Origin of the sequence: Cetobacterium sp. NK01 (genome assembly GCF_024506395.1) — a bacterium.
GTDB classification, from domain to species: domain Bacteria; phylum Fusobacteriota; class Fusobacteriia; order Fusobacteriales; family Fusobacteriaceae; genus Cetobacterium_A; species Cetobacterium_A somerae_A.
Genome location: NZ_JANIBO010000001.1, coordinates 1,769,279 through 1,791,554 on the forward strand (window position 1 = coordinate 1,769,279; position 22,276 = coordinate 1,791,554).

General features: G+C 34.1%; 17 protein-coding genes, 1 tRNA gene and 3 rRNA genes. 17 read left to right on the top strand and 4 right to left on the bottom strand.

The window, feature by feature from the left end:
- Nucleotides 1–11 precede the first annotated feature (11 nt).
- Nucleotides 12–2,306, top strand: coding sequence for an arginine decarboxylase (gene adiA / locus NON08_RS08560; protein ID WP_256691049.1), 2,295 nt, complete (start codon nucleotides 12–14; stop codon nucleotides 2,304–2,306).
- An 18-nt stretch (nucleotides 2,307–2,324) separates the two neighbouring features.
- Nucleotides 2,325–3,035 carry a hypothetical protein gene (locus NON08_RS08565; protein ID WP_256691050.1) on the top strand — a complete coding sequence of 237 codons (711 nt, stop codon included), beginning with the start codon at nucleotides 2,325–2,327 and terminating at the stop codon, nucleotides 3,033–3,035.
- A 46-nt stretch (nucleotides 3,036–3,081) separates the two neighbouring features.
- Here NON08_RS08565 and NON08_RS08570 read toward each other — a convergent pair whose 3' ends face one another.
- The 4 genes from NON08_RS08570 to NON08_RS08585 are packed head-to-tail and all read right to left on the bottom strand — an operon-like array spanning nucleotide 3,082 to nucleotide 6,010.
- Nucleotides 3,082–3,657 (bottom strand): TetR/AcrR family transcriptional regulator, encoded by a 576-nt coding sequence (locus tag NON08_RS08570; protein WP_256691051.1) that lies wholly within the window; start codon nucleotides 3,655–3,657, stop codon nucleotides 3,082–3,084.
- A gap of 24 nt (nucleotides 3,658–3,681) precedes the next feature.
- Nucleotides 3,682–5,004 carry an OmpP1/FadL family transporter gene (locus tag NON08_RS08575; protein WP_256691052.1) on the bottom strand — a complete coding sequence of 441 codons (1,323 nt, stop codon included), beginning with the start codon at nucleotides 5,002–5,004 and terminating at the stop codon, nucleotides 3,682–3,684.
- A 54-nt stretch (nucleotides 5,005–5,058) separates the two neighbouring features.
- Nucleotides 5,059–5,547 carry a dihydrofolate reductase gene (locus NON08_RS08580; protein ID WP_256691054.1) on the bottom strand — a complete coding sequence of 163 codons (489 nt, stop codon included), beginning with the start codon at nucleotides 5,545–5,547 and terminating at the stop codon, nucleotides 5,059–5,061.
- 4 nt (nucleotides 5,548–5,551) lie between these two features.
- Nucleotides 5,552–6,010: a tRNA (cytidine(34)-2'-O)-methyltransferase gene (locus NON08_RS08585; RefSeq protein WP_256691055.1), complete on the bottom strand. Its 459-nt coding sequence runs from the start codon at nucleotides 6,008–6,010 to the stop codon at nucleotides 5,552–5,554.
- Nucleotides 6,011–6,339: 329 nt separating this feature from the next.
- Here NON08_RS08585 and NON08_RS08590 point away from each other — a divergent pair.
- The 15 genes from NON08_RS08590 (at nucleotide 6,340) to NON08_RS08660 (ending at nucleotide 22,272) form a co-directional block, all read left to right on the top strand.
- Nucleotides 6,340–7,852, top strand: a 16S ribosomal RNA gene (locus NON08_RS08590).
- A gap of 176 nt (nucleotides 7,853–8,028) precedes the next feature.
- Nucleotides 8,029–10,943 (top strand): 23S ribosomal RNA (locus NON08_RS08595).
- An 86-nt stretch (nucleotides 10,944–11,029) separates the two neighbouring features.
- Nucleotides 11,030–11,146, top strand: a 5S ribosomal RNA gene (gene rrf, locus NON08_RS08600).
- The 16S, 23S and 5S rRNA genes sit together here with 1 tRNA gene alongside, the layout of an rRNA operon.
- Nucleotides 11,147–11,156: 10 nt before the next feature.
- Nucleotides 11,157–11,232, top strand: a tRNA-Asn gene (locus NON08_RS08605).
- Nucleotides 11,233–11,274: 42 nt separating this feature from the next.
- The gene (locus tag NON08_RS08610; RefSeq protein ID WP_256691056.1) at nucleotides 11,275–12,492 is read left to right on the top strand and encodes an FtsW/RodA/SpoVE family cell cycle protein; all 1,218 of its coding nucleotides are present in this window, start codon (nucleotides 11,275–11,277) and stop codon (nucleotides 12,490–12,492) included.
- Between the two features lie 161 nt (nucleotides 12,493–12,653).
- The gene (gene pnp, locus NON08_RS08615; RefSeq protein WP_256691057.1) at nucleotides 12,654–14,765 is read left to right on the top strand and encodes a polyribonucleotide nucleotidyltransferase; all 2,112 of its coding nucleotides are present in this window, start codon (nucleotides 12,654–12,656) and stop codon (nucleotides 14,763–14,765) included.
- 88 nt (nucleotides 14,766–14,853) lie between these two features.
- The gene (gene rimO, locus NON08_RS08620; RefSeq protein ID WP_256691058.1) at nucleotides 14,854–16,188 is read left to right on the top strand and encodes a 30S ribosomal protein S12 methylthiotransferase RimO; all 1,335 of its coding nucleotides are present in this window, start codon (nucleotides 14,854–14,856) and stop codon (nucleotides 16,186–16,188) included.
- A gap of 24 nt (nucleotides 16,189–16,212) precedes the next feature.
- On the top strand, nucleotides 16,213–16,782 hold the full coding sequence (gene pgsA, locus NON08_RS08625; protein ID WP_256691059.1) for a CDP-diacylglycerol--glycerol-3-phosphate 3-phosphatidyltransferase: 570 nt from the start codon (nucleotides 16,213–16,215) through the stop codon (nucleotides 16,780–16,782).
- 9 nt (nucleotides 16,783–16,791) lie between these two features.
- The gene (locus tag NON08_RS08630) at nucleotides 16,792–17,046 is read left to right on the top strand and encodes a YggT family protein (RefSeq protein WP_023049560.1); all 255 of its coding nucleotides are present in this window, start codon (nucleotides 16,792–16,794) and stop codon (nucleotides 17,044–17,046) included.
- A 48-nt stretch (nucleotides 17,047–17,094) separates the two neighbouring features.
- Entirely contained in the window at nucleotides 17,095–18,033 is a 939-nt protein-coding gene (gene rsmH, locus NON08_RS08635) for a 16S rRNA (cytosine(1402)-N(4))-methyltransferase RsmH (RefSeq protein WP_256691060.1), read from the top strand.
- 19 nt (nucleotides 18,034–18,052) lie between these two features.
- A complete protein-coding gene (locus NON08_RS08640; protein ID WP_256691061.1) occupies nucleotides 18,053–18,325 on the top strand; it encodes a hypothetical protein in 273 nt (90 codons plus the stop codon).
- A 17-nt stretch (nucleotides 18,326–18,342) separates the two neighbouring features.
- The gene (gene rlmD, locus NON08_RS08645) at nucleotides 18,343–19,704 is read left to right on the top strand and encodes a 23S rRNA (uracil(1939)-C(5))-methyltransferase RlmD (RefSeq protein WP_256691063.1); all 1,362 of its coding nucleotides are present in this window, start codon (nucleotides 18,343–18,345) and stop codon (nucleotides 19,702–19,704) included.
- A gap of 12 nt (nucleotides 19,705–19,716) precedes the next feature.
- Nucleotides 19,717–20,319: a glycerol-3-phosphate 1-O-acyltransferase PlsY gene (gene plsY / locus NON08_RS08650; protein WP_413774046.1), complete on the top strand. Its 603-nt coding sequence runs from the start codon at nucleotides 19,717–19,719 to the stop codon at nucleotides 20,317–20,319.
- Between the two features lie 13 nt (nucleotides 20,320–20,332).
- On the top strand, nucleotides 20,333–21,334 hold the full coding sequence (locus NON08_RS08655) for an NAD(P)H-dependent glycerol-3-phosphate dehydrogenase (RefSeq protein ID WP_256691066.1): 1,002 nt from the start codon (nucleotides 20,333–20,335) through the stop codon (nucleotides 21,332–21,334).
- A 113-nt stretch (nucleotides 21,335–21,447) separates the two neighbouring features.
- Nucleotides 21,448–22,272, top strand: coding sequence for an RNA polymerase sigma factor RpoD/SigA (locus tag NON08_RS08660; RefSeq protein WP_256691067.1), 825 nt, complete (start codon nucleotides 21,448–21,450; stop codon nucleotides 22,270–22,272).
- Nucleotides 22,273–22,276: the final 4 nt, after the last annotated feature.

Consider the following 22,276-nt stretch of genomic DNA (forward strand, 5'->3'; position numbering starts at 1 on the left):
GGATTAAAGTTATGATAAAAGTTGTATTTGGTGATGGAAGTAAAATAGTTCTGTTTAAGGAGGGGGTTAAAGAAGGAACTGAGATAGGAAATAGAATAGAAGAACTTATAGAAGAGATAAAAAGAAGATGTATGGGAGTTTATACATCAGAATCGTATGAAGATTTAGAAGATGTAGTAGCATACGATAAAGGTATTGACTGTTTACTTTTATCATGGCCAAATGATAAAGAGGAAAAAGAAGCTCTTGAAGTTATAAAAAAACTACACGAGAGTCAAGAGGGAGTTCCAGTGTTTTTATTAACTCATAAAGCTGATGCTTTGGAGAATTTAAGTAGAGAAATCTATGAAAACGTAGAAGAGATTATTTGGATTTTACAAGAAGAAATAGTGTTTTTAGGAGAGAGAATTCAAAGAGCTGTAGAAAGATATAATGATGAGTTATTACCACCATTAACAAAAGCAGTTTTTAATTATAATAAAGTTGCTGAATACTCTTGGGCAGCTCCAGGGCATCAAGGTGGAGTTGGATTTACAAAAACAGCTTTAGGAAGAAGATTTTTCGATTTTTATGATGAGAATCTATTTAGAACAGATACAGGAATAGAAAGAACTGCCATAGGTTCATTACTAGATCATACAGGAGCGTTTTTAGAAGGAGAAAAATTAGCTGCTAAAGTATTTGGAGCAGATAGATCTTACAATGTTCTTGTTGGAACTTCAGGATCAAATAGAACTATAATGCAAGGTGTTCTAACAGATGAAGATATCGCTTTAGTAGATAGAAATTGTCATAAATCAATAGAACAAGGGCTTATAATAACTGGAGCAAAGCCAGTTTATATGAAGCCAACAAGAAATAGATACGGAATAATAGGACCTATTTTACCTGTTGAAATGGGAAGAGAAGAAGTTGTTAGAAAAATTAAAGAAAGTCCTTTAGTACCTGAAAGAATGAAATCACAAAATCCAATATATTCAGTTGTAACAAACTGTACGTATGATGGAGTTTCTTATAATGCAATGAAGGTTGAGGAATTGTTCCAGCCTTATGTAGAAAGAATACATTTTGATGAAGCTTGGTATGGTTATGCAAAATTTAATGAAATTTACAAAAATCATTACGCAATGAGAGGAGATGCTAAAGATTACAAAGGAAATGCTACAATATTTGCGACACATTCTACTCACAAATTATTAAATGCACTTTCTCAAGCTTCTTATGTACATATGAGAAAAGGTAAAAATCCTATAATAGAAGAGCGCTTTAATCAAGCTTATATGATGCATGCAACAACTTCTCCTCTTTATGCAATAGCAGTTTCAAATGAAGTTGGAGCAGCAATGATGCAAGGGAAAACAGGAAGATATTTAACTGATGAAGTCTTAAAAGAAGCTATCGATTTTAGAAAAATGGTAGGTAAATATTATAAGGAATATGGACAAGAAGGAGAATGGTTTTTTAAGCCTTGGAATGCTGAGACAGTTAAAGATCCAAAGACAGGAAAAGTTTATAACTTTGAAGATGCTCCAACAGAACTTCTGATGAGAGAACAATCTTGTTGGTTGATGAATCCTAATGATACATGGCATGGTTTCCATAATCTTCCAGAAGATTGGGCTATGCTAGACCCAATAAAAGTTAGTATTTTAGCACCTGGCATGAATGAGAATGGAGAACTTTCGGAAGTGGGAGTACCGGCACAACTTATTTCATATTATTTTTCTAAATACGGAGTAGTACCAACTAGAACAACAGATTTCCAAATAATGTTCTTGTTCTCAATGGGAATTAGTAAAGGGAAATGGGGAACATTATTAGATTTGCTAGTTTCTTTTAAAAGAGAATATGATAATAATACTCCATTGAAGAAAATATTCCCAGAACTAGTTGAAGGAAGAGAGGAAAGATATGGAGATTTAGGAATGAAAGATTTAGGAAATGAAATATTCCAATATTTAAAAGAGCATAATTTAGGTAAATATTTGAATGAGGCTTATTCAAATTTACCAGAGCAAGTTATGACACCAAGAGAGGCATATAATAAAATTGTAAAAAATGAGGTTGAACTTGTTTCTGCTCAAGAGTTAGAAGGAAGAGTAGCTGCAAATGCTGTTATCCCATATCCACCTGGGATTCCAATGTTAATGTCTGGAGAGAGTTTTGGAAAAGGTGATAGTGCTCAAATCTCATATCTAAGAGCCTTAGCAACTTGGGATAAGAAATTTCCAGGATTTGAACATGAAACAGAAGGGACATCAGTAATAGAAGGAGAGTACCATGTTCTTTGTATAAAAAATAAATAAAAATTTGGCGGTGAGACCATGTATAAAGAGTTAACTAGAAAAATAAGAAAATCTTTAAGAGAGCAATGGTTTTATCATATAGTAGTAGGTTTATTATTTTTAATATATGCAGCTGTTGTTATAATTGGCAATGGAATATTTTTAGATGACGTAGTAAAAGTTTTAGGTTTTCTTTTCTTGTTAACAGGAATAGGAAACCTTATATACTCATTTTCTGGAATTGGAGAGAGAGAATTCCACTGGGGAGAGATATTTTTCTGGGGAATTTTAGAGGTTTTTTCCGGAGGTTTACTTCTTTCTAATAAACTTTTAATCGCTGAGCATAATTTAATACAGGAAGTAAGTTTGGCTATAGAAAAAGTTACTGCTTCTAAAGTTGAATTACAAGGTTATTTAATAATCTTTTACATAGGAACTTTTTTAACATTTAGAGGAATAAGTCATATTGTAACAAAGATATATGAACCTGAAGGAATAAATCATAATAAAACACTTGCAGTAATAAAAAGAGTGTTAATTTTAGATGGGTTTATAGATTTTATATTTGGAGTTGCAGTTACATTAAGTATGTATTTAGCTCATAGCATATTTCATTATATTGTTTTTGCATATATTATAGTAACCTCAATACTTACTATTATATTTGGTTTAGGTTCCAAGTATTCTTTGAAAATAGAGAGTGAAGATGAGGATCAAACTAATCTGAAAGAGGTAAAATTAGAGGATTAAAAAAAGAGACAACTTTGTTGTCTCTTTTAATTTTGTTAGATTAAAATTATTTGTTTTTTAAATTGAAATCATCAAGTTTTTTATAAAGCATAACAGCGGCGCTGTTTAAAAGCTTCTCTTTAATAAACTCGTTTGTAGGATTTTCAAAGTAATCTGTTGCTATGAGAGTAGCTAATCCATGTCCAAATAACCAACAATCTAAGAAAAGATCATGTTTGAATTCGATAGGTAAGTTATCAAAACGCTCATCTTTTTCCATCTCTATTTTCATAAGGTCTCTAAACTTTTTTAAAAGTTTACCGTATGAATTATCTCTAAGAAAAATTGATTTAAATAGTTGTTTCTCTTCCCTTGCAAAGGCGCAAAGTCCGATACCACTATTTAGAAAGACCATATCTGTCTCAGGTCTAATAACATATTCCATAAAGATTTTTTTAGCTCTTTCTATAAGTTCAGTTTTAAGTTCATCCATTGATGAATAACAGCTATATATAGGAGCTGGAGAACAATTTAAAGCTTTTGCCAGATTTCTTGCAGTGATGTCATCTAAACCATGTTTTTCAAACATTTCAAAGGCCTTTTCATGGATTTGCTCTCTTTTAAAAATTGCTTTTTTGGGCATTGATTCCTCCTAAAAATTTATAAATTAAAACTTCTTTACAAAATTGACACCTATACTAGATATCTCTTTTTCATATTTTATATCGTTAATTGTTCTTGTATCGTAAATATAATGATTAAATGCAACTGTCCACTCTGTAGTTTCATTTGGTTTGTATTTAACTCCTGTTCCTAACATTGTAGAATTTAAAGCATACTCAGTAGCAGCGAAACTTTTATCTGGTGCTCCAGTATCAGCATAGTTGAATCCAACAAGCCAAGCGATTTGGTTTGTGAACCAGTACTCTGATCCAACAGAGATTTCCCAACCGTTTTTATAATCAACACTTGTTTTTCCAACTCTGTCCATAGTAGCAGCTTCGTTAAAGTAATAGTTTCCACCAACAAAAGTAGTCCATTGATCTGTAACTTTATATGAAGCTCCTAAAGCAGCTATAGCTGGTAGATCTCTTCTAATTTTTTCTCCATCTTTATAAACTGGATATAATCCAAGAAGAGCGTCAGAAATACCAATGCTAGGAATTTTTATTGAACCAAAATCTACAGCTGTTCCGTAAGTATTGTCATTTATATCTGATTTAGTTTTAAACTTTAATTTAACTTTAGTATCGTATCTAAAACCAATGTTTAATCTATCATTAGGTGCATAATTTAAACCAAATTGTCCACCGAATCCGAAAGCTTCTCTTTCAGAATCTATAGATGCATCTCCTTCTTTAAAGATAGAAGGATTTAAAAATGATGGAAGATTAGTTCCGATAAGATCATTTACTGTAACATCCTTATCAACATGAGCTTTAGCCTTTAAAGTTCTCTTTCCATATACTCCTCTAACTGCGAAAGAAGCTGACCATTTATTAGTTAAGTTAAAAGCTTTTCCTAAAGTTGTTTGGGCATACATATTAGATCCTTTTATTTCAGCTGTACTTAAAAAATTATTAAAATCTATACCAGAAACATTTAAAGGAATACTATCTTTATAGCCTAACTCAGCACCTCCTGCAACTCCTCCCATAGTCCAAAAGTATGCTCCGTCATCTGTTTTTTTGTAAAGAGCAAAGTTTGGAATTGGAGATGAAAGATTAGTAGAAAAATCTCTACCGTCAGAACTCATATTTTGATCTCCAAAAGCATATTGAACTCCACCAACAACATAAGTTCCATTCTCTAATCTCATTAAACCGGCTGGGTTAAAATAAACTGTAGACCCCATATTTATAGCACCTTGTTGTGCTGGGTTTCCACCATACTCAGCTGAATAGTTTTGAATATGATCTATAGATGCTCCCATAGTAGAAACACTTAAAGTAGCTACTAAAGCTAATAGTGATAATTTAAATCTGTTCATTAATATAATCCTCCCTAGTATTTTACAATTACTAGTGTAATATAACACATGTTTTTACAAATTACAAGTGTTTTTTATATAGTGAACATAGGTAAACTCTTTGAATTCTTTTTTGTCTTTTATATAAAAATTAGATAAGTTTACTTTTGGGAAGAAAATATCACCAGAGTATTTACCTTTAATATGTGAAAAATGAAACTCAGTAATAAAAGGTAAGAAATAATTATAAATTGTTCTTCCTCCAATAATAAAAATTTTCTGATTAGAATTTTTTTGCAAAGAATAGGCTGAGTTTAAAGCGTTATTTGGACAGTTAAAAACTTGCACGTCTTTGTGAAAAAAATTTTTATCTTTTGTTAAAACAAAATTTATTCTATTAGGTAAAGGTCTTCCAATTGATTCGAAAGTTTTTCTACCCATAATAATAATACTACCTGTAGTAATCTCTTTAAAAAGAGATAAATCTTCAGGAATATCCCAAGGCATAGTATTACCATTCCCAATTACTCCATTTTCATCTAATGCTACAATAAGAGACAGCATAAATTTATTCCTCAAAATTAAAATTGTTTTGTCTTAAAGATTCATAAAGAATTATTGCAGCTGAGTTTGATAAATTAAGAGATCTTCCCATTTTTATCATTGGTATAGTTATACAAGTGCTAACATTTGCTTCTCTGATTTCAGCAGGAATACCTCTAGATTCAGGACCAAAAACTATAAAATCATTTGGACCATATTTAACATCTGAGTATTTTTGGGTTGTTTTAGTTGTTGCAAAATAAAAATTAGATTCAGGATATGCGGCTCTTAACTCTTCATAATTTTCCCATATTTTTAAGTCAATTAATTCCCAATAATCAAGTCCAGATCTTTTAATTTGTTTTTCATCTAGTGAAAAACCTAAAGGTTTAATTAGATGTAATGTAGTGTTTGTAAGAACACAGCTTCTTCCTATATTTCCTGTGTTGTATGGAATTTCGGGCTCCATTAATACAATATTCATAAAATCCTCCTAAAATAAAAATGTGTTTAAAATATATGTAATTTTATCATAAAAGTAATTATAAAACAAAAACAAATTACAAGTGTATTTATTTAAGAGGATTTTTTTAAAAAAAATATAGATTTAAAAAAATAAAAAAACTAGTTGACGAAGTTTAAAATTTATGGTACTATTATTTTTGTCAGCGGGAAACACCGCCGGCAAGAATTATGGAAAAGGACATTAACAACCGAATAGAGAAAATAGTCAGAAGTTATGAAAATAACAAATGCCAGAAATGGCAAACCAATAAATGGTGTAAACGTAAGTCTTAGGACTTTAAATATATTTGAATGAAGAGTTTGATCCTGGCTCAGGATGAACGCTGACAGAATGCTTAACACATGCAAGTCGATTCAAGTTACCTTCGGGTAACGAGGATGGCGGACGGGTGAGTAACGCGTAAGGAACTTGCCTCTTGGTCTGGGACAACTGTTGGAAACGACAGCTAATACCGGATATTATGAGATTCTCGCATGGGAAACTTATGAAAGCTATATGCGCCAAGAGAGAGCCTTGCGTTCCATTAGCTAGTTGGTGGGGTAACGGCCCACCAAGGCGACGATGGATAGCCGGCCTGAGAGGGTGAACGGCCACAAGGGGACTGAGACACGGCCCTTACTCCTACGGGAGGCAGCAGTGGGGAATATTGGACAATGGGCCACAAGCCTGATCCAGCAATTCTGTGTGCACGATGAAGGTCTTCGGATTGTAAAGTGCTTTCAGTTGGGAAGAAGAAAGTGACGGTACCAACAGAAGAAGCGACGGCTAAATACGTGCCAGCAGCCGCGGTAATACGTATGTCGCAAGCGTTATCCGGATTTATTGGGCGTAAAGCGCGTCTAGGCGGAAAAATAAGTCTGATGTTAAAATGCGGGGCTCAACTCCGTATTGCGTTGGAAACTGTTTTTCTAGAGTACTGGAGAGGTGGGCGGAACTACAAGTGTAGAGGTGAAATTCGTAGATATTTGTAGGAATGCCGATGGAGAAGTCAGCTCACTGGACAGATACTGACGCTGAAGCGCGAAAGCGTGGGGAGCAAACAGGATTAGATACCCTGGTAGTCCACGCCGTAAACGATGATCACTAGGTGTTGGGGGTCGAACCTCAGCGCCCAAGCTAACGCGATAAGTGATCCGCCTGGGGAGTACGCACGCAAGTGTGAAACTCAAAGGAATTGACGGGGACCCGCACAAGCGGTGGAGCATGTGGTTTAATTCGACGCAACGCGAGAAACCTTACCAGCGTTTGACATCCTAAGAAGTTTCTAGAGATAGATTCGTGCCGGCTTGCCGGAACTTAGTGACAGGTGGTGCATGGCTGTCGTCAGCTCGTGTCGTGAGATGTTGGGTTAAGTCCCGCAACGAGCGCAACCCCTATTGTATGTTGCTACCATTAAGTTGAGCACTCATGCGATACTGCCTGCGATGAGCAGGAGGAAGGTGGGGATGACGTCAAGTCATCATGCCCCTTATACGCTGGGCTACACACGTGCTACAATGGGCAGTACAGAGAGTTGCCAACCCGCGAGGGTGAGCTAATCTCTTAAAGCTGTTCTTAGTTCGGATTGTACTCTGCAACTCGAGTACATGAAGTTGGAATCGCTAGTAATCGCAAATCAGCATGTTGCGGTGAATACGTTCTCGGGTCTTGTACACACCGCCCGTCACACCACGAGAGTTGGTTGCACCTGAAGTAGCAGGCCTAACCGTAAGGAGGGATGTTCCTAAGGTGTGATTAGCGATTGGGGTGAAGTCGTAACAAGGTATCCGTACGGGAACGTGCGGATGGATCACCTCCTTTCTAAGGAGACTAACTTTTTCTCTATTCGATTGATAGTGTTCTTTACTATCAAACTTGGACATTGGAAACTATATAGTAGATATTGAGAAAATATTCTAAATTAACTAACAATTCATTTTTAAGTCAATCTTAAATTGAGTAGTTAGTCTGTCTAAATAATATGAATTATATTACAAGGTTAAAATATTAAGGGCACACGAAGGATGCCTAGGAAGTAAGAGCCGATGAAGGACGTGGTAAGCTGCGATAAGCTTGGTGGAGTTGCAATCGAACTGTGATGCCAAGATTTCCGAATGGAGAAATCTGCTAAGATGGAGTCTTAGCACGAAAGAGGGAACCGGGTGAACTGAAACATCTAAGTAACCCGAGGAAAAGAAAGTAAAAACGATCCCCTAAGTAGCGGCGAGCGAACGGGGGTGAGCCCAAACCGTAGATGTGCCAAGGATGCAGCCGTTGCATCTACGGGGTAGCGGGAAGATCGTCTGAAGAACTGCAAGATTCGACATATTGATACGCCGAACTGGAAAGGTCTGGAAAGGCCTGCCGTAGAGAGTGAAAGCCTCGTACAGGTAAACCGTATCAAATGTATGATCTCTCCCAAGTAGCACGGAACACGAGGAATTCTGTGTGAATCTGCGAGGACCATATCTCGTAAGGCTAAATACTCTTACTTACCGATAGCGCATAGTACCGTGAGGGAAAGGTGAAAAGAACCCCGGGAGGGGAGTGAAATAGAACCTGAAATCGTGTGCTTACAAGCGGTCAGAGCCCTTTGGGGTGATGGCGTGCCTTTTGGAGAATGATCCTGCGAGTTACGTTCAGTGGCAAGGTTAAGTTTAACGGAGCCGAAGGGAAACCGAGTCTGAATAGGGCGACATAGTCGCTGGGCGTAGACGCGAAACCTGGTGATCTAAGCCTGTCCAGGGTGAAGCTGTGGTAAGACACAGTGGAGGCCCGAACTCACCGCCGTTGAAAAGTTGGGAGATGAGGTAGGTTTAGGGGTGAAAAGCCAATCGAACCAGGAGATAGCTCGTTCTCTCCGAAATGCATTTAGGTGCAGCCTTGAGTGTTCAATTATGGGGGTAGAGCACTGAATGACCTAGGGGGCATATTGCTTACCGAAGTCAATCAAACTCCGAATACCATAATTCTAGAGCTCAGGAGTGAGACTATGGGAATTAACTTCCATGGTCAAAAGGGAAACAACCCAGACCACCAGCTAAGGTCCCTAATTATAACTAAGTGGGAAAGGAGGTGGAGATTCACAAACAACCAGGAGGTTGGCTTAGAAGCAGCCATACCTTTAAAGAGTGCGTAATAGCTCACTGGTCGAGAGTCTCTGCGCCGACAATGTAACGGGGCTAAGTTATAAACCGAAGCTGTGGAGTTGCGTAAGCGACTGGTAGGAGAGCGTTCTGTAGGCCGTTGAAGGAGAATCGACAAGAGACTCTGGAGGTATCAGAAGTGAGAATGCAGGAATAAGTAGCGAGAATGGGGGCGAGAATCCCCCACGCCGGAAGACCAAGGGTTCCAGGGTAAAGTTTGTCTCCCCTGGGTAAGCCGGGTCCTAAGCCGAGGCTAGATTGCGTAGGCGAATGGAAAACAGATTAATATTTCTGTGCCACTGATATCAAGTGATGGAGGGACGCAGGAGGTTATGCACGCTGGCGAACGGAAGTGCCAGTTCAAGCATGTAGCGTGGTCTAGTAGGAAAATCCGCTAGACTAAACGTGAGGTGTGATGAGGAGTCGTAAGATGGAAGGTGCAAATACCACACTGCCGAGAAAAGCTTCTAAGCGTTATAAAGATATTAGTGCCCGTACCCCAAACCGACACAGGTGGTCAGGATGAGAAATCTAAGGCGGACAGGCTAACTCTCGTTAAGGAACTCTGCAAAATAGCCCCGTAACTTCGGGAGAAGGGGTGCCTTTTATGGTGAGCGTACACGCGACGCAAAGCTATGAGAGGCCGCAGTGAAGAGTCTCAGGCGACTGTTTAACAAAAACACAGGTCTATGCTAAGCTGTAAGGCGACGTATATGGGCTGACACCTGCCCAGTGCCGGAAGGTTAAGAGGAGGAGTGAGAGCTCCGAATTGAAGCCCCGGTGAACGGCGGCCGTAACTATAACGGTCCTAAGGTAGCGAAATTCCTTGTCGGGTAAGTTCCGACCTGCACGAATGGTGTAACGATCTGAGAGCTGTCTTGACGGGAGGCCTGGTGAAATTGTATTACCGGTGAAGATACCGGTTACCTGCAGTAGGACGGAAAGACCCCATGGAGCTTTACTGTAGCTTGGTATTGGGTTTTGGCATCGTATGTATAGGATAGTTGGGAGACTAAGATGTGTGGTCGCTAGATTACGCGGAGTCACTGGTGGAATACCAACCATACTATGTCGGAATTCTAATTTGAGGTTTGTACCCTCGAAGACAGTGCTAGGTGGGCAGTTTGACTGGGGCGGTCGCCTCCGAAAGAGTAACGGAGGCGTTCAAAGGTTCTCTCAGGTTGGATGGAAATCAACCGTAGAGTGCAATGGCATAAGAGAGCTTAACTGCGAGACTGACGGGTCGAGCAGGTGCGAAAGCAGGACATAGTGATCCGGCGATTCCGAATGGAAGGGTCGTCGCTCAACGGATAAAAGCTACCCTGGGGATAACAGGCTGATTCTACCCGAGAGTCCATATCGACGGTAGAGTTTGGCACCTCGATGTCGGCTCATCGCATCCTGGGGCTGGAGAAGGTCCCAAGGGTTGGGCTGTTCGCCCATTAAAGCGGTACGTGAGCTGGGTTCAGAACGTCGTGAGACAGTTCGGTCCCTATCCACTGTAGGCGTTAGAGTATTGAGAAGATCTGTCCTTAGTACGAGAGGACCGGGATGGACAAACCTCTGATGTACCAGTTGTCACGCCAGTGGCACAGCTGGGTAGTCACGTTTGGAACAGATAACCGCTGAAAGCATCTAAGCGGGAAACTGACTTCAAGATAAGTACTCTTTAAGATACCTTCGAGACTAGGAGGTTGATAGGTTGGGGGTGTAAGAGTTGTGAGACTTTTAGCTGACCAATACTAATATATCGAAGTTTTAACCTTAATATACTACTATATAGTTTTGAATGATCCAAGTAGTGACAAAGTCACGACTATGGAGAATTCATAGTTCACACAAATAAATATTGATTGGCAACGATAGCTATGGAGGTACACCCAGTAACATTTCGAACCTGGAAGTTAAGCCCATAAACGCTGAAAGTACTTGGGGGGCAGCCCTCTGGGAGGATAGGAAGTTGCCAATCTTAAAAAAGTGCTTCTTTAGCTCAGTTGGTAGAGCGCACGACTGTTAATCGTGTTGTCGCTGGTTCGAGCCCAGCAAGAAGCGCCATTTTTTTATTTTTTGTAAAAAGAATTTAAGGGGAGAATTCAAATGGAAAATACAACTGGACAATTTTTTCAAGAAAACTTAAAAAATCAACAACAAAAAATTAAAAATAGAATAAATAAACTTAGACAAAGACGTTTTTCGTTATTTTTTGTAATAGTTATACTGATGGTTTTAAGTTCTATAAACATGGTAAGTGCAGCTTTTTATATGAAACCTGAAAATATAAGAAAACATTTTTTGTATATAATAGTATTTTTTGTTATATATCTTTTTATTGGAAATGCCGGAAAAATAAAGAAATTAAAATTAAATTATAAAGTTTTGAGTAATCGTAAAGTAAATGGAGCTATATTTTTAATTAGTATATTTATTCTTTTAGGAATGTATATAGGAGGAAAAATAGGATTACCATTTATTCCTAAAATAAATGGAGCTTATGGATGGATAAACTTAGGACCAGTTTCTATACAGCCTGCTGAGATATTAAAATGTGCTTTTGTCATAAATATGGCAAATTGTTTAGCAAGAGCAGAGGATAACGATTTAAGTGAAGGTGTAACCATTATTAATGCACTAATTTACTTATCAGTTTATGGTGTATTAATTTTAGCTCAAAAAGATATGGGAACAGCTATCCATTATTTAGCAATTTGGTTATTTATGATATTTATGAGTAAATTAAAAAGTAAATGGATATTAAGAGTTAGTTGTTTAGGAGGAATATTAGGAGTAGGCGGCCTAGCAGCAGTATATAAATATGCAACTGAAGAAGGAGCCTCATATAAAATAATGAGAATAAAAAGTTACATTGATGGTTTATTTTTTGGAAACTATTCAGATGATTATGGTTATCAAGTTAAGCAATCAGTTTATGCCTTTGGAAGTGGTGGTTTATTTGGAAAAGGATACGCTAACGGTGTTCAAAAATATAGTTATCTTCCAGAGATTCATACAGATTTTATAATGGCTACCTTTGGAGAGGAATTTGGAATTGTTGGAATGTTTGTCGTAGTGGCATTATTTTTTGCTCTTTATCATTTTATAATGGTTACTGGAAGAGAATGTAAAAATTATTTTGGAAAATATTTAGCAATTGGAATGGGAGCGCAAATAATAACTCAAGTAATTATAAATATATTTGTCGCTATAGGTTTGTTACCTGTTTTTGGTTTACCAATGCCATTTTTTAGTTATGGAGGAAGTGCAATGGTAACTATGGGTATTGCTTTGGGTTTAATTCATAATATGAATGTAGAATAAATATATTTTGATTTTTATATGTAAAAATGATATACTTTAATGTAAGAATATAGAGGATAAATATAAGGTAAGTAGTAAGAGATTAAAGCTAAAAGAATTTAGTTTTAGTTCCTTATTATTTGCTATATTTATCCTCTACCAATTTAAAAGGAGGAGACTTAATGTTTAATGAAGTAAGTTTAAGCTTAGAAATAGGTGGAAGACAATTAACGTTAAAAACTGGAAAGATAGCTAGACAATCAAATGGTGCCGTTATGGTTCAATATGGTGATACTATTTTATTAAGTACAGTAAATAGAAGTAAAAATCCAAGAGAAGGAATAGATTTCTTTCCTTTAACAGTAGATTATGTTGAGAAATATTACTCAGCTGGAAAGTTCCCTGGTGGTTTCAATAAAAGAGAAGCTAGACCATCAACAAATGCAACTTTAATAGCAAGATTAATAGATAGACCAATAAGACCTATGTTCCCAGAAGGGTTCCATTATGATGTTCATATTGTTAATACAACACTTTCTTATGATGGAGAATCAACTCCAGATTTTATGGGAATTGTTGGATCTTCAGTAGCTTTAACAGTATCTGATATTCCATTTATGGGACCAGTAGCAGGAGTAGTAGTAGGTATGATAGATGGAGAGTTCATCTTAAATCCAACTCCTGAGCAATTAAAAATAAGTGATTTAGATTTAACAGTAGCTGGAAGCATGGATGCAATAAACATGGTAGAGGCTGGAGCAAGAGAAGTTGACGAAGAAACAATGTTAAAAGCAATTATGTTTGCTCACGAAAATATAAAGAAATTATGTGCATTCCAAAAAGAATTCCAAGCTTTAGTAGGAAAAGCAAAAATTGAATTCCAAGCACCAGAAGTTATGCCAATTGTTAAGAATTTCATTGATCAAAATGGAACAACTAAATTAAAAGAGGCTGTTTTAACAACTGGAAAACAAGCAAGACAAGATGCTGTAGATCAATTAGAGGAAACATTATTTGAAGAGTTTGTAACAACAAATTTTGCTGAGGAAGAAGTTCCATCAGAGGTAGTTGCAGAGTTTGCTAAATACTACCATGATTTAATGAAAGAATTAGTAAGAGATGCTATTTTATACAATAAACATAGAGTAGATGGAAGAGCAACAACTGAAATAAGAGATCTAGCTGCAGAAGTTAACGTATTACCAATTGTTCACGGATCAGCTTTATTTACAAGAGGAGAAACACAAGCCTTAGTTGTAGCTACATTAGGAACAAAAGAGGATGAACAGTTAATAGATGGACTAGATGAAGAATATTTCAAAAAGTTTTATTTACACTATAACTTCCCGCCGTATTCAGTAGGAGAAACAGGAAGAATGGGAGCTCCAGGTAGAAGAGAGTTAGGACATGGATCATTAGCTGAAAGAGCTTTAAGTTATGTTATGCCATCAGTAGAGGATTTCCCATATACAGTAAGATTAGTTTCTGAAATTACAGAATCTAATGGATCATCATCTCAAGCTTCAATTTGTGGAGGATCATTAGCTTTAATGCATGCAGGAGTACCAATAAAAGAGCATGTAGCTGGAATAGCAATGGGATTAATAAAAAAAGATGATGATTATGTTGTTTTAACAGATATAATGGGTCTAGAAGATCATTTAGGAGATATGGACTTTAAAGTAGCTGGAACAAAAAGTGGAATAACAGCTTTACAAATGGATATGAAAATAGCAGGAATATCTGAAGATATAATGAGAATTGCATTAAGCCAAGCTTTAACTGCAAGATTAGAAATATTAAATTTAATGAATAGTACTATATCAAATACTAATGAATTGGCACCAACAGTTCCAAGAATTCACCAAATGGTAATTCCAAAGGATAAAATTGCTGTTCTTATAGGACCTGGTGGAAAAAATATAAAAGGTATTATAGAAACTACAGGAGCAACTATTGACATTGAAGACGATGGAAGAGTATCTATTTTCTGTAAAGGTTTAGATGTTTTAGATGAGACTATAAAGTTAGTTAATGGATATGTTAAAGATGTTGAAGTTGGAGAGGTATATTTAGGTAGAGTTGTAAATATAGCTAAATTTGGAGCTTTCATGGAAATTTTACCTGGAAAAGAAGGACTTCTACATGTTTCTGAAATCTCTTTAGAGAGAGTAGCTAATGTTGAAGACGTGTTAAAAGTTGGAGACACATTCGAAGTAAAAGTAATTTCTACAGAAAATGGAAAAATCAGTTTAAGTAGAAAAAAATTATTACAGGAAATGGCAGCTGAATAATTTTTTAATTTAAGGGGGATAACACAGAGGACTTCAACCTCTGTGTTATTTTTCCGTATAGTAACATTAATTTTAAGGATGGTAAAAAATGAAATTAGGTTTAATAAGTTTAGGTTGTAGTAAGAACTTAGTTGACAGTGAGCACTTAATTGGGCTTATGGTAGCTAGAAAAGGATTTGAAATAACAAATGATTTAGAAGATGCAGATGTTGTTTTAATCAATACATGTGGATTTATAGGAGATGCGAAAGAAGAATCAATCCAAGCAATATTAGAAGTAGCTGAAAAAAAGAATAGTGGAAATGTAAAAAAAATAATAGTTGCAGGATGTTTAGCTCAAAGATATGCAGATGAACTAATAGCAGAGATTCCAGAAATTGATGCTGTAGTAGGAACTGGAGAAATACATAAAATAGAGGAAATTGTAGATACAATTTTAGAAGATGAAAAAATTGTAAGATGTGAAACATTTGAATTCTTAGCAAACTCAGGAACAGAAAGAATTTTAACAACAAATCCTCATACAGCATATTTAAAAATAGCAGAGGGATGTAATAGAAGATGTACATATTGCATAATACCTCAACTTAGAGGAAACTTAAGAAGTAGAACAATAGAAGATATTGTTGAAGAAGCAAAAGCTTTAGCGGCAAATGGAGTAAGAGAGATCAATTTATTAGCTCAAGAAACTACAGAGTATGGAATAGATCTGTATAAGAAAAAAGCTTTACCTGATTTATTAAAAGAGCTAGTTAAAGTTGAAGGTATTGAATGGATTAGATCGTATTACATGTTCCCAAATTCATTAACTGATGAATTGGTAGAAGTAATAAAAAATGAGCCAAAAATTTGTAAATACTTTGATATTCCAATTCAACATATTTCAGGAAATATTTTACAAAATATGGCTAGAGCAAAATCAGGAGATCATATAAAATCTATTTTAAATAAGATAAGAACTGAGATTCCTGAAGCAACAATTAGAACTACAGTTATTGTGGGATTCCCAGGAGAAACAGAAGAGGATTTTGAAGAATTAAAAGATTTTGTAAAAGAGTTTAAATTTGATTATGTGGGAGTATTTAAGTACTCAAGAGAAGAGGGGACTGTAGCTCATGATCTAGATAATCAAGTTCCAGAAGAGATAAAAGAAAAAAGATGGGCAGAATTAACTAATTTACAAGCTGAAGTTGCAGAGATAAAAAATAGAGCAATGATAGGTAAAGTTGTAGAGGTTATGATAGATGGAATCTCTTCAGAAAGTGAATTTATGTTAGAAGGAAGAACAAGAGGACAAGCTTTAGACATAGATGGAAAAGTTCTAACAAATGATGGGACAGCAAAACAAGGTGAAATCGTAAAAGTTAAAATAGAACAAAATTTTGAATATGACTATATTGGAGCAATTGTAGAAAACGAATAGTCTTAAAATAAGGAGGAATCAATCTTGAATTTGCCAAATAAACTTACAGCAATTAGATTAATATTAGCAATACCTTTTATATATTTTTTACAAGAATCGGCTGGACCTACACATCATACTTTATATAGAATGATCGCATTTGGTATATTTATGTTTGCATCATTGACAGATTGGTTAGATGGATATATAGCAAGAAAATATAATTTAATAACTGATTTAGGTAAAATAATGGATCCTTTAGCAGATAAAATACTAGTGATATCAGCATTAGTAATATTTGTAAAGTTAGATTATATCCCGTCATGGATGTCTATTGTAGTTATTGCTAGAGAATTTTTGATCAGCGGAATAAGAACAATAGCGGCAGCAAAAGGAGAGGTGATTCCTGCTGGTATTTTAGGAAAATACAAAACAACTACTCAGATGATTGTTATTATGATTATGTTATTCTTTGGATTAGGAAATATGCCTGAAAAAGAAACGATGTATAAAAATATATATTATTATATGACGTTAATCCCAGTTGTTTTAACAATTTGGTCTGGTTGGGAATACTCAGTAAAAGCAAAGCACTATTTTTTAGGCGAAAAATAAGGAGAAAATATGGGATTAATTTACAGAATTATAAATTTAGCTTTTGAAATTATGAATATACTTATATTGATAAGAATAGTAATCTCTTGGTTAGCACCGTATTCAAGAAATGATTTTACAAATCTTGTATATGCTTTAACAGAGCCAATTTTAAAACCATTTAGAACTTTAATACCAATGGGAAATGTTAGAATAGATTTATCACCAGTATTGGCTTATTTTGCTTTGAAGATTCTAAGATATATTATTTTTTATTTATTATAATAGAATAGAGAGGCCAATGGCTTCTCTATTTTTTGTAGGAGGAACAAAATGCACGAAATAGAAAGTGAATACCACATACCAGTTTTATATTATGAGACATTAGAAAATTTAATAACTGATAAGGATGGAGTATATGTAGACTGTACCCTAGGAGGAGGAGGACACTCAGAGGGAATACTAAAAGAACTAGGAGAAAATGGAAAGTTAATATCAATAGACCAAGATGATCAAGCTATTGAATTTGCTAAAAAAAGATTAGAAAAATATGGGAAAAAATGGTCTGTTTTTAAAAATAACTTTGAAAATATAGAGACTGTTTTATATATGGCCGGAGTAGATAAAGTAACAGGTATTCTTATGGATATAGGAGTATCTTCAACACAATTAGACGATCCAGAAAGAGGGTTCTCATATAGATATGATACAAAATTAGATATGAGAATGAATAGAGATGCAGATCTTTCAGCATATGAAGTAGTAAATGACTACGAAGAGGGAGAATTAACAAGAATTTTCTTTGAATATGGCGAAGATAGATTTGCTAGAAAAGTAGCAAGATTAATATGCCAAAGAAGAGAAGAAAAGCCTATTGAAACAACAGGAGAGCTTGTAGATATAATACGAAAAGCATATCCACCTAGAAGTGAAAAACACCCAGCTAAAAAGGTTTTCCAAGCTATTAGAATAGAAGTGAATAGAGAGTTAGAAGTTTTGAAAAATGCTATAACAAAATCATTTAATAGTTTAGAAAAAGGTGGACGTTTAGCAATAATAACATTCCATTCTTTAGAGGATAGAATTGTTAAAAATATGTTTAGAGATTTGTGTACAGGATGTAAATGTCCTAAAGAAATTCCAATATGTGTTTGTAATGAGGTGCCAAAAGGAAAATTAGTTAATAGAAAACCAATTACTTCAGGACAAGATGAACTAAAGTTTAATAATAGAGCGCACTCAGCAAAACTAAGAGTTATTGAAAAATTATAAAAAATAAAAGGAGGACCTAATGAGAAGAAGGAAAGTTTTATTAACACTTGTTGGTATAATTTTGATCTGGTCATTTTATGGGTACCTTATAAGAACGATATCATATTTAGAAAAAAGTAATCTAAAACTTGAAAGAGAAGTTAGAGAGCTAGAAAAAGAAAGAAGTAAAAGAATATATGAATATGATTTGTTGATGGATTTAAGAAAGATAGAGCAAGAGATGAATAAAAAGAAAAATATGGTTATATCTGATAAAATTAATTTCTTTAAGATAGAAGATAGCTCTTTGTAAAGAAATAGGAGAGTGTAATGAAGTTAGAAAAAGGACAAATAATTGAAATAAAAATAGACAAAATAGTTTATGGCGGAGAGGGCTTAGGTTATTATAACAATGAATTTGCTATGTTTGTACCTATGTCAGTTCCAGGAGATCTTTTAAAAGTAGAAATAATATCTTTAAAAAAGAGTTATGGAAGAGCTTTAATAAAAGAGATTCTTTCACCAGGAGAAGAAAGAATAAAGGATTTAAATTACATTACTTTTGAAGATTTTCAAGGGTGTGATTTTGGAATGTTAGACTATAGTGCTCAATTGAAATATAAAAAAGAGATGGTAGAGGATGTAGTTAGAAGAATAGGGAAAAATACAGAGGTATTAATTGAAGATACATTGGAATCTCCTATTGAAAAAAATTATAGAAATAAAGTAATAGAACCATTTTCTTTAAAAGGGAAAGAGATTATAACTGGATTTTTTAAAAGAAAAAGTCATGACGTATTTCAAGTTGAAGATAATATGTTAAATTCAGTTCTAGGTAATAGAATAATAGAGGAATTAAAAAATATTTTAAATAGAAAAAATATAAAAGTCTATGATGAGAAAAAGCATATAGGATTATTAAGACATGTAATGGTTAGAACAAACTCTTTCAATGAGGCTATGTTAGTATTGATAATAAATGATAAATCAATTTCTGAAAATATAAAAGAAATTTTAAAAGAAGTAATGGATAAAGTTAAAGAGATCAAATCTGTTTATGTATCTTTAAATGATAGAAAAACAAATGTAGCTATTGGAAATAAAAATATACTTATCTATGGAGAAAAAACAATAAAAGAGGATATATCTGGAATACATTTTAATATATCTCCAACTTCATTTTTTCAAATAAACGTAGAACAGACTAAAAGATTATATGAGTTAGCTATAAGTATGTTTGAAAATATTGAAAATAAAAAAGTTGTAGATGCATATGCAGGAACAGGAACAATAGGAATGATACTATCTAAGAAAGCTAAAAAAGTTTATTCTATTGAGATAGTAGAATCAGCAGTAAAAGATGGAATTCAAACTGCAAAAGAAAATGAAATTAAAAATGTAGAATTTATATGTGGGGATGTAAATAAAGAGTTAGGGAAATTGATAAAATTAGAAGCTGTAGATTCAATAATATTAGATCCTCCAAGAAAAGGTATCGATGAAGAAAGTCTACTAAATATATCTAAAGTTGGAATAAAGGAGATAGTTTATATCTCTTGTAATCCTTCAACTTTTGCAAGGGATATTGAAATCTTAGAAAAAGAGGGATATAAATTAGTTAGAGTAAAGCCAGTCGATATGTTTCCTCAAACAAGTCATATAGAGGTAGTTGGAAGATTAATTAAAAAATAGGAGGACTTTATGTTGAAGTTTTTAATATTTGCAATAATAGCATATATATTTGGTTCATTACCTTGTGGGGTATGGTTAGGGAAAGGAACTAAAAATATAGATATAAGAGAGCACGGAAGTAAAAATTCAGGAGCAACAAATGCATATAGAATTTTAGGACCAAAGTATGGTATAATGGTTCTTATACTAGATGCTTTAAAAGGATACATTCCACTTTATATAGCTAGTTCATTTGGTATAGATGGAATATATATTATAGTATTAGGATTGGTAGCTATATTGGGTCATACTTTTTCATTCTTTTTACAGTTTAAAGGTGGAAAGGGTGTGGCAACAAGTTTAGGTGTTTTTCTTTTTCTAATGCCAAAAGTAGTTGGAATTTTAGTTTTAGTGTTTATATTAGTTGTAGGAATAAGTAAATATATATCTTTAGGATCAGTTGTATGTGCTGCATTACTTCCAATTTTAGCATATTTTATGCCAGTGAGAGATGCAGAAACAAGAATGCCTTTAGTTTTCATATCTTTACTTGTTGGAGTGTTTGTAATATATAAACATAAAGCAAATATTCAAAGACTTATGGAAGGAAAAGAGAATAAATTTAATTTAAAGTAAGGAGATAAATTAAATGGAAAAAGTAGTTGTAATAGGAGCAGGAAGCTGGGGAACAGCTTTAGGTATGATTCTAGCAAAAAAAGGCTATGATGTGACAATGTGGGAACACAATAAAGAAATAGCTGAAAAATTAAATTTGGAAAAAGAAAATAAAAGATTACTTCCAGGAGTTAAATTTCCAGAAAATTTAAAGGTAGAATGGGAATTAGACGGACTTTTATCTAATGTAAATTATGTTATTTTTTCTGTACCATCTCAAGTTTTAAGAGGAGTTATGGCAAGAGTATCTTCACAAATTAAAGAGGATATGATTTTAATAAATACAGCAAAAGGTATCGAAGTTTTAAGCGGAGAGACGCTATCACATGTGATGAAAGATGAAATAAAAGGGAAATATCATAAAAATATAGTGATTTTATCAGGACCAACTCATGCAGAAGAAGTAGCTCAGGAGTTGCCAACAACAATTGTTGCAGCAGGAGAGTTAGATAGAGCTAAAAAGGTTCAAGAATTATTTAATACTGAAAATTTTAGAGTTTATGTAAGTGAAGATATCGCTGGAGTAGAACTAGGAGGAGCTGTTAAAAACTGTTTAGCAATAGGAGCAGGAATTGCAGATGGACTAGGTTACGGCGATAATGCTAAGGCAGCTTTAATAACTAGAGGAATTGCTGAGATGATAAGATTCGGTAAGGTTATGGGAGCAGATGAGAGAACATTTTCAGGATTAACTGGGATTGGGGACCTAGTTGTAACATGTGCAAGTCAACATAGTAGAAATAGATATGTAGGAGAGAGACTTGGAAAAGGTGAAAAAATTGATGATATATTAAAAAGCATGGTTATGGTAGCTGAAGGAGTACCTACTGTAAAAGCAGTTTACGCTAAAAAAACAGAGCTAGGTATAAGTATGCCAATAGTTGAAGCAATTTATTCAATAATATACGAGGGAGCAGACACAAAAGAAAAAGTAAAAGAGTTAATGACAAGAGAGCTAAAAGAAGAGTTTTATTAAAAAGTTTTAGCTTAAATAATTAATTACATTAAAAACAAAAATCAAAAATAAAATAAATAGCAACACGGAGATTCAAAATAGAAAAAGATAACTAAAGAGGGTATGGGGTGTATATGACGGAAAAAGATTTAGTTTCATTTTATCTAGATGATATAAAAGAGTATGAAGTGTTAGGAAAAGATGAGGAAATATCACTTTTAAAAAGAGCAAAAATTGGTGATATTGAGGCAAGAGAAAGATTGATTTTATGTAATTTGAGATTAGTGGTCAATGTAGCTAAAAAGTATGGTAGTAAAGGAATGAGTTTTATAGACTTAATCAGTGAAGGAAATTTTGGTTTAATACATGCTATTGAAAAATTTGATGTAGAAAAGGGTTATAGATTCTCTACATATGCTGTATGGTGGATAAAACAAGCTATAAGCAAGGCCATAATTAGTAAAGGTAGAGAAATAAGGATACCATCGTATAAGCATGATTTATTGAATAAAATTAATAAATTTATAATGGATACTGTTATGTTAAAAGGGGATTATCCAAGTATATTTGAAATTTCAGATGGTTTAAATATAAATTTAGAAAAAGTTCAAGATCTAATGATGGAATTTCAAGAGACGGTTTCGTTAAGTTCACCAATAGGAGAGGATATCTGCCTAGAGGATACAATAGCTAGTGAAGTGCATAACGATTTAGAAGATAATTTAATAAAAGAGATGAGCACAGCACAAATAAAAGAGATTTTAAATAAGCTAAATGAAAGAGAGAAACAGATATTAAAATTAAGATTTGGTTTTGATGGAAATCAGATTCATACTTTAGAGGATATAGGACAAAGTTTTAGCATAACAAGAGAGAGAGTAAGACAAATAGAGCAAAAAACATTAGAAAAATTAAGAATACGTTATAGTGACTTACTAAAAGGAAACTATTACTATTAAAAGC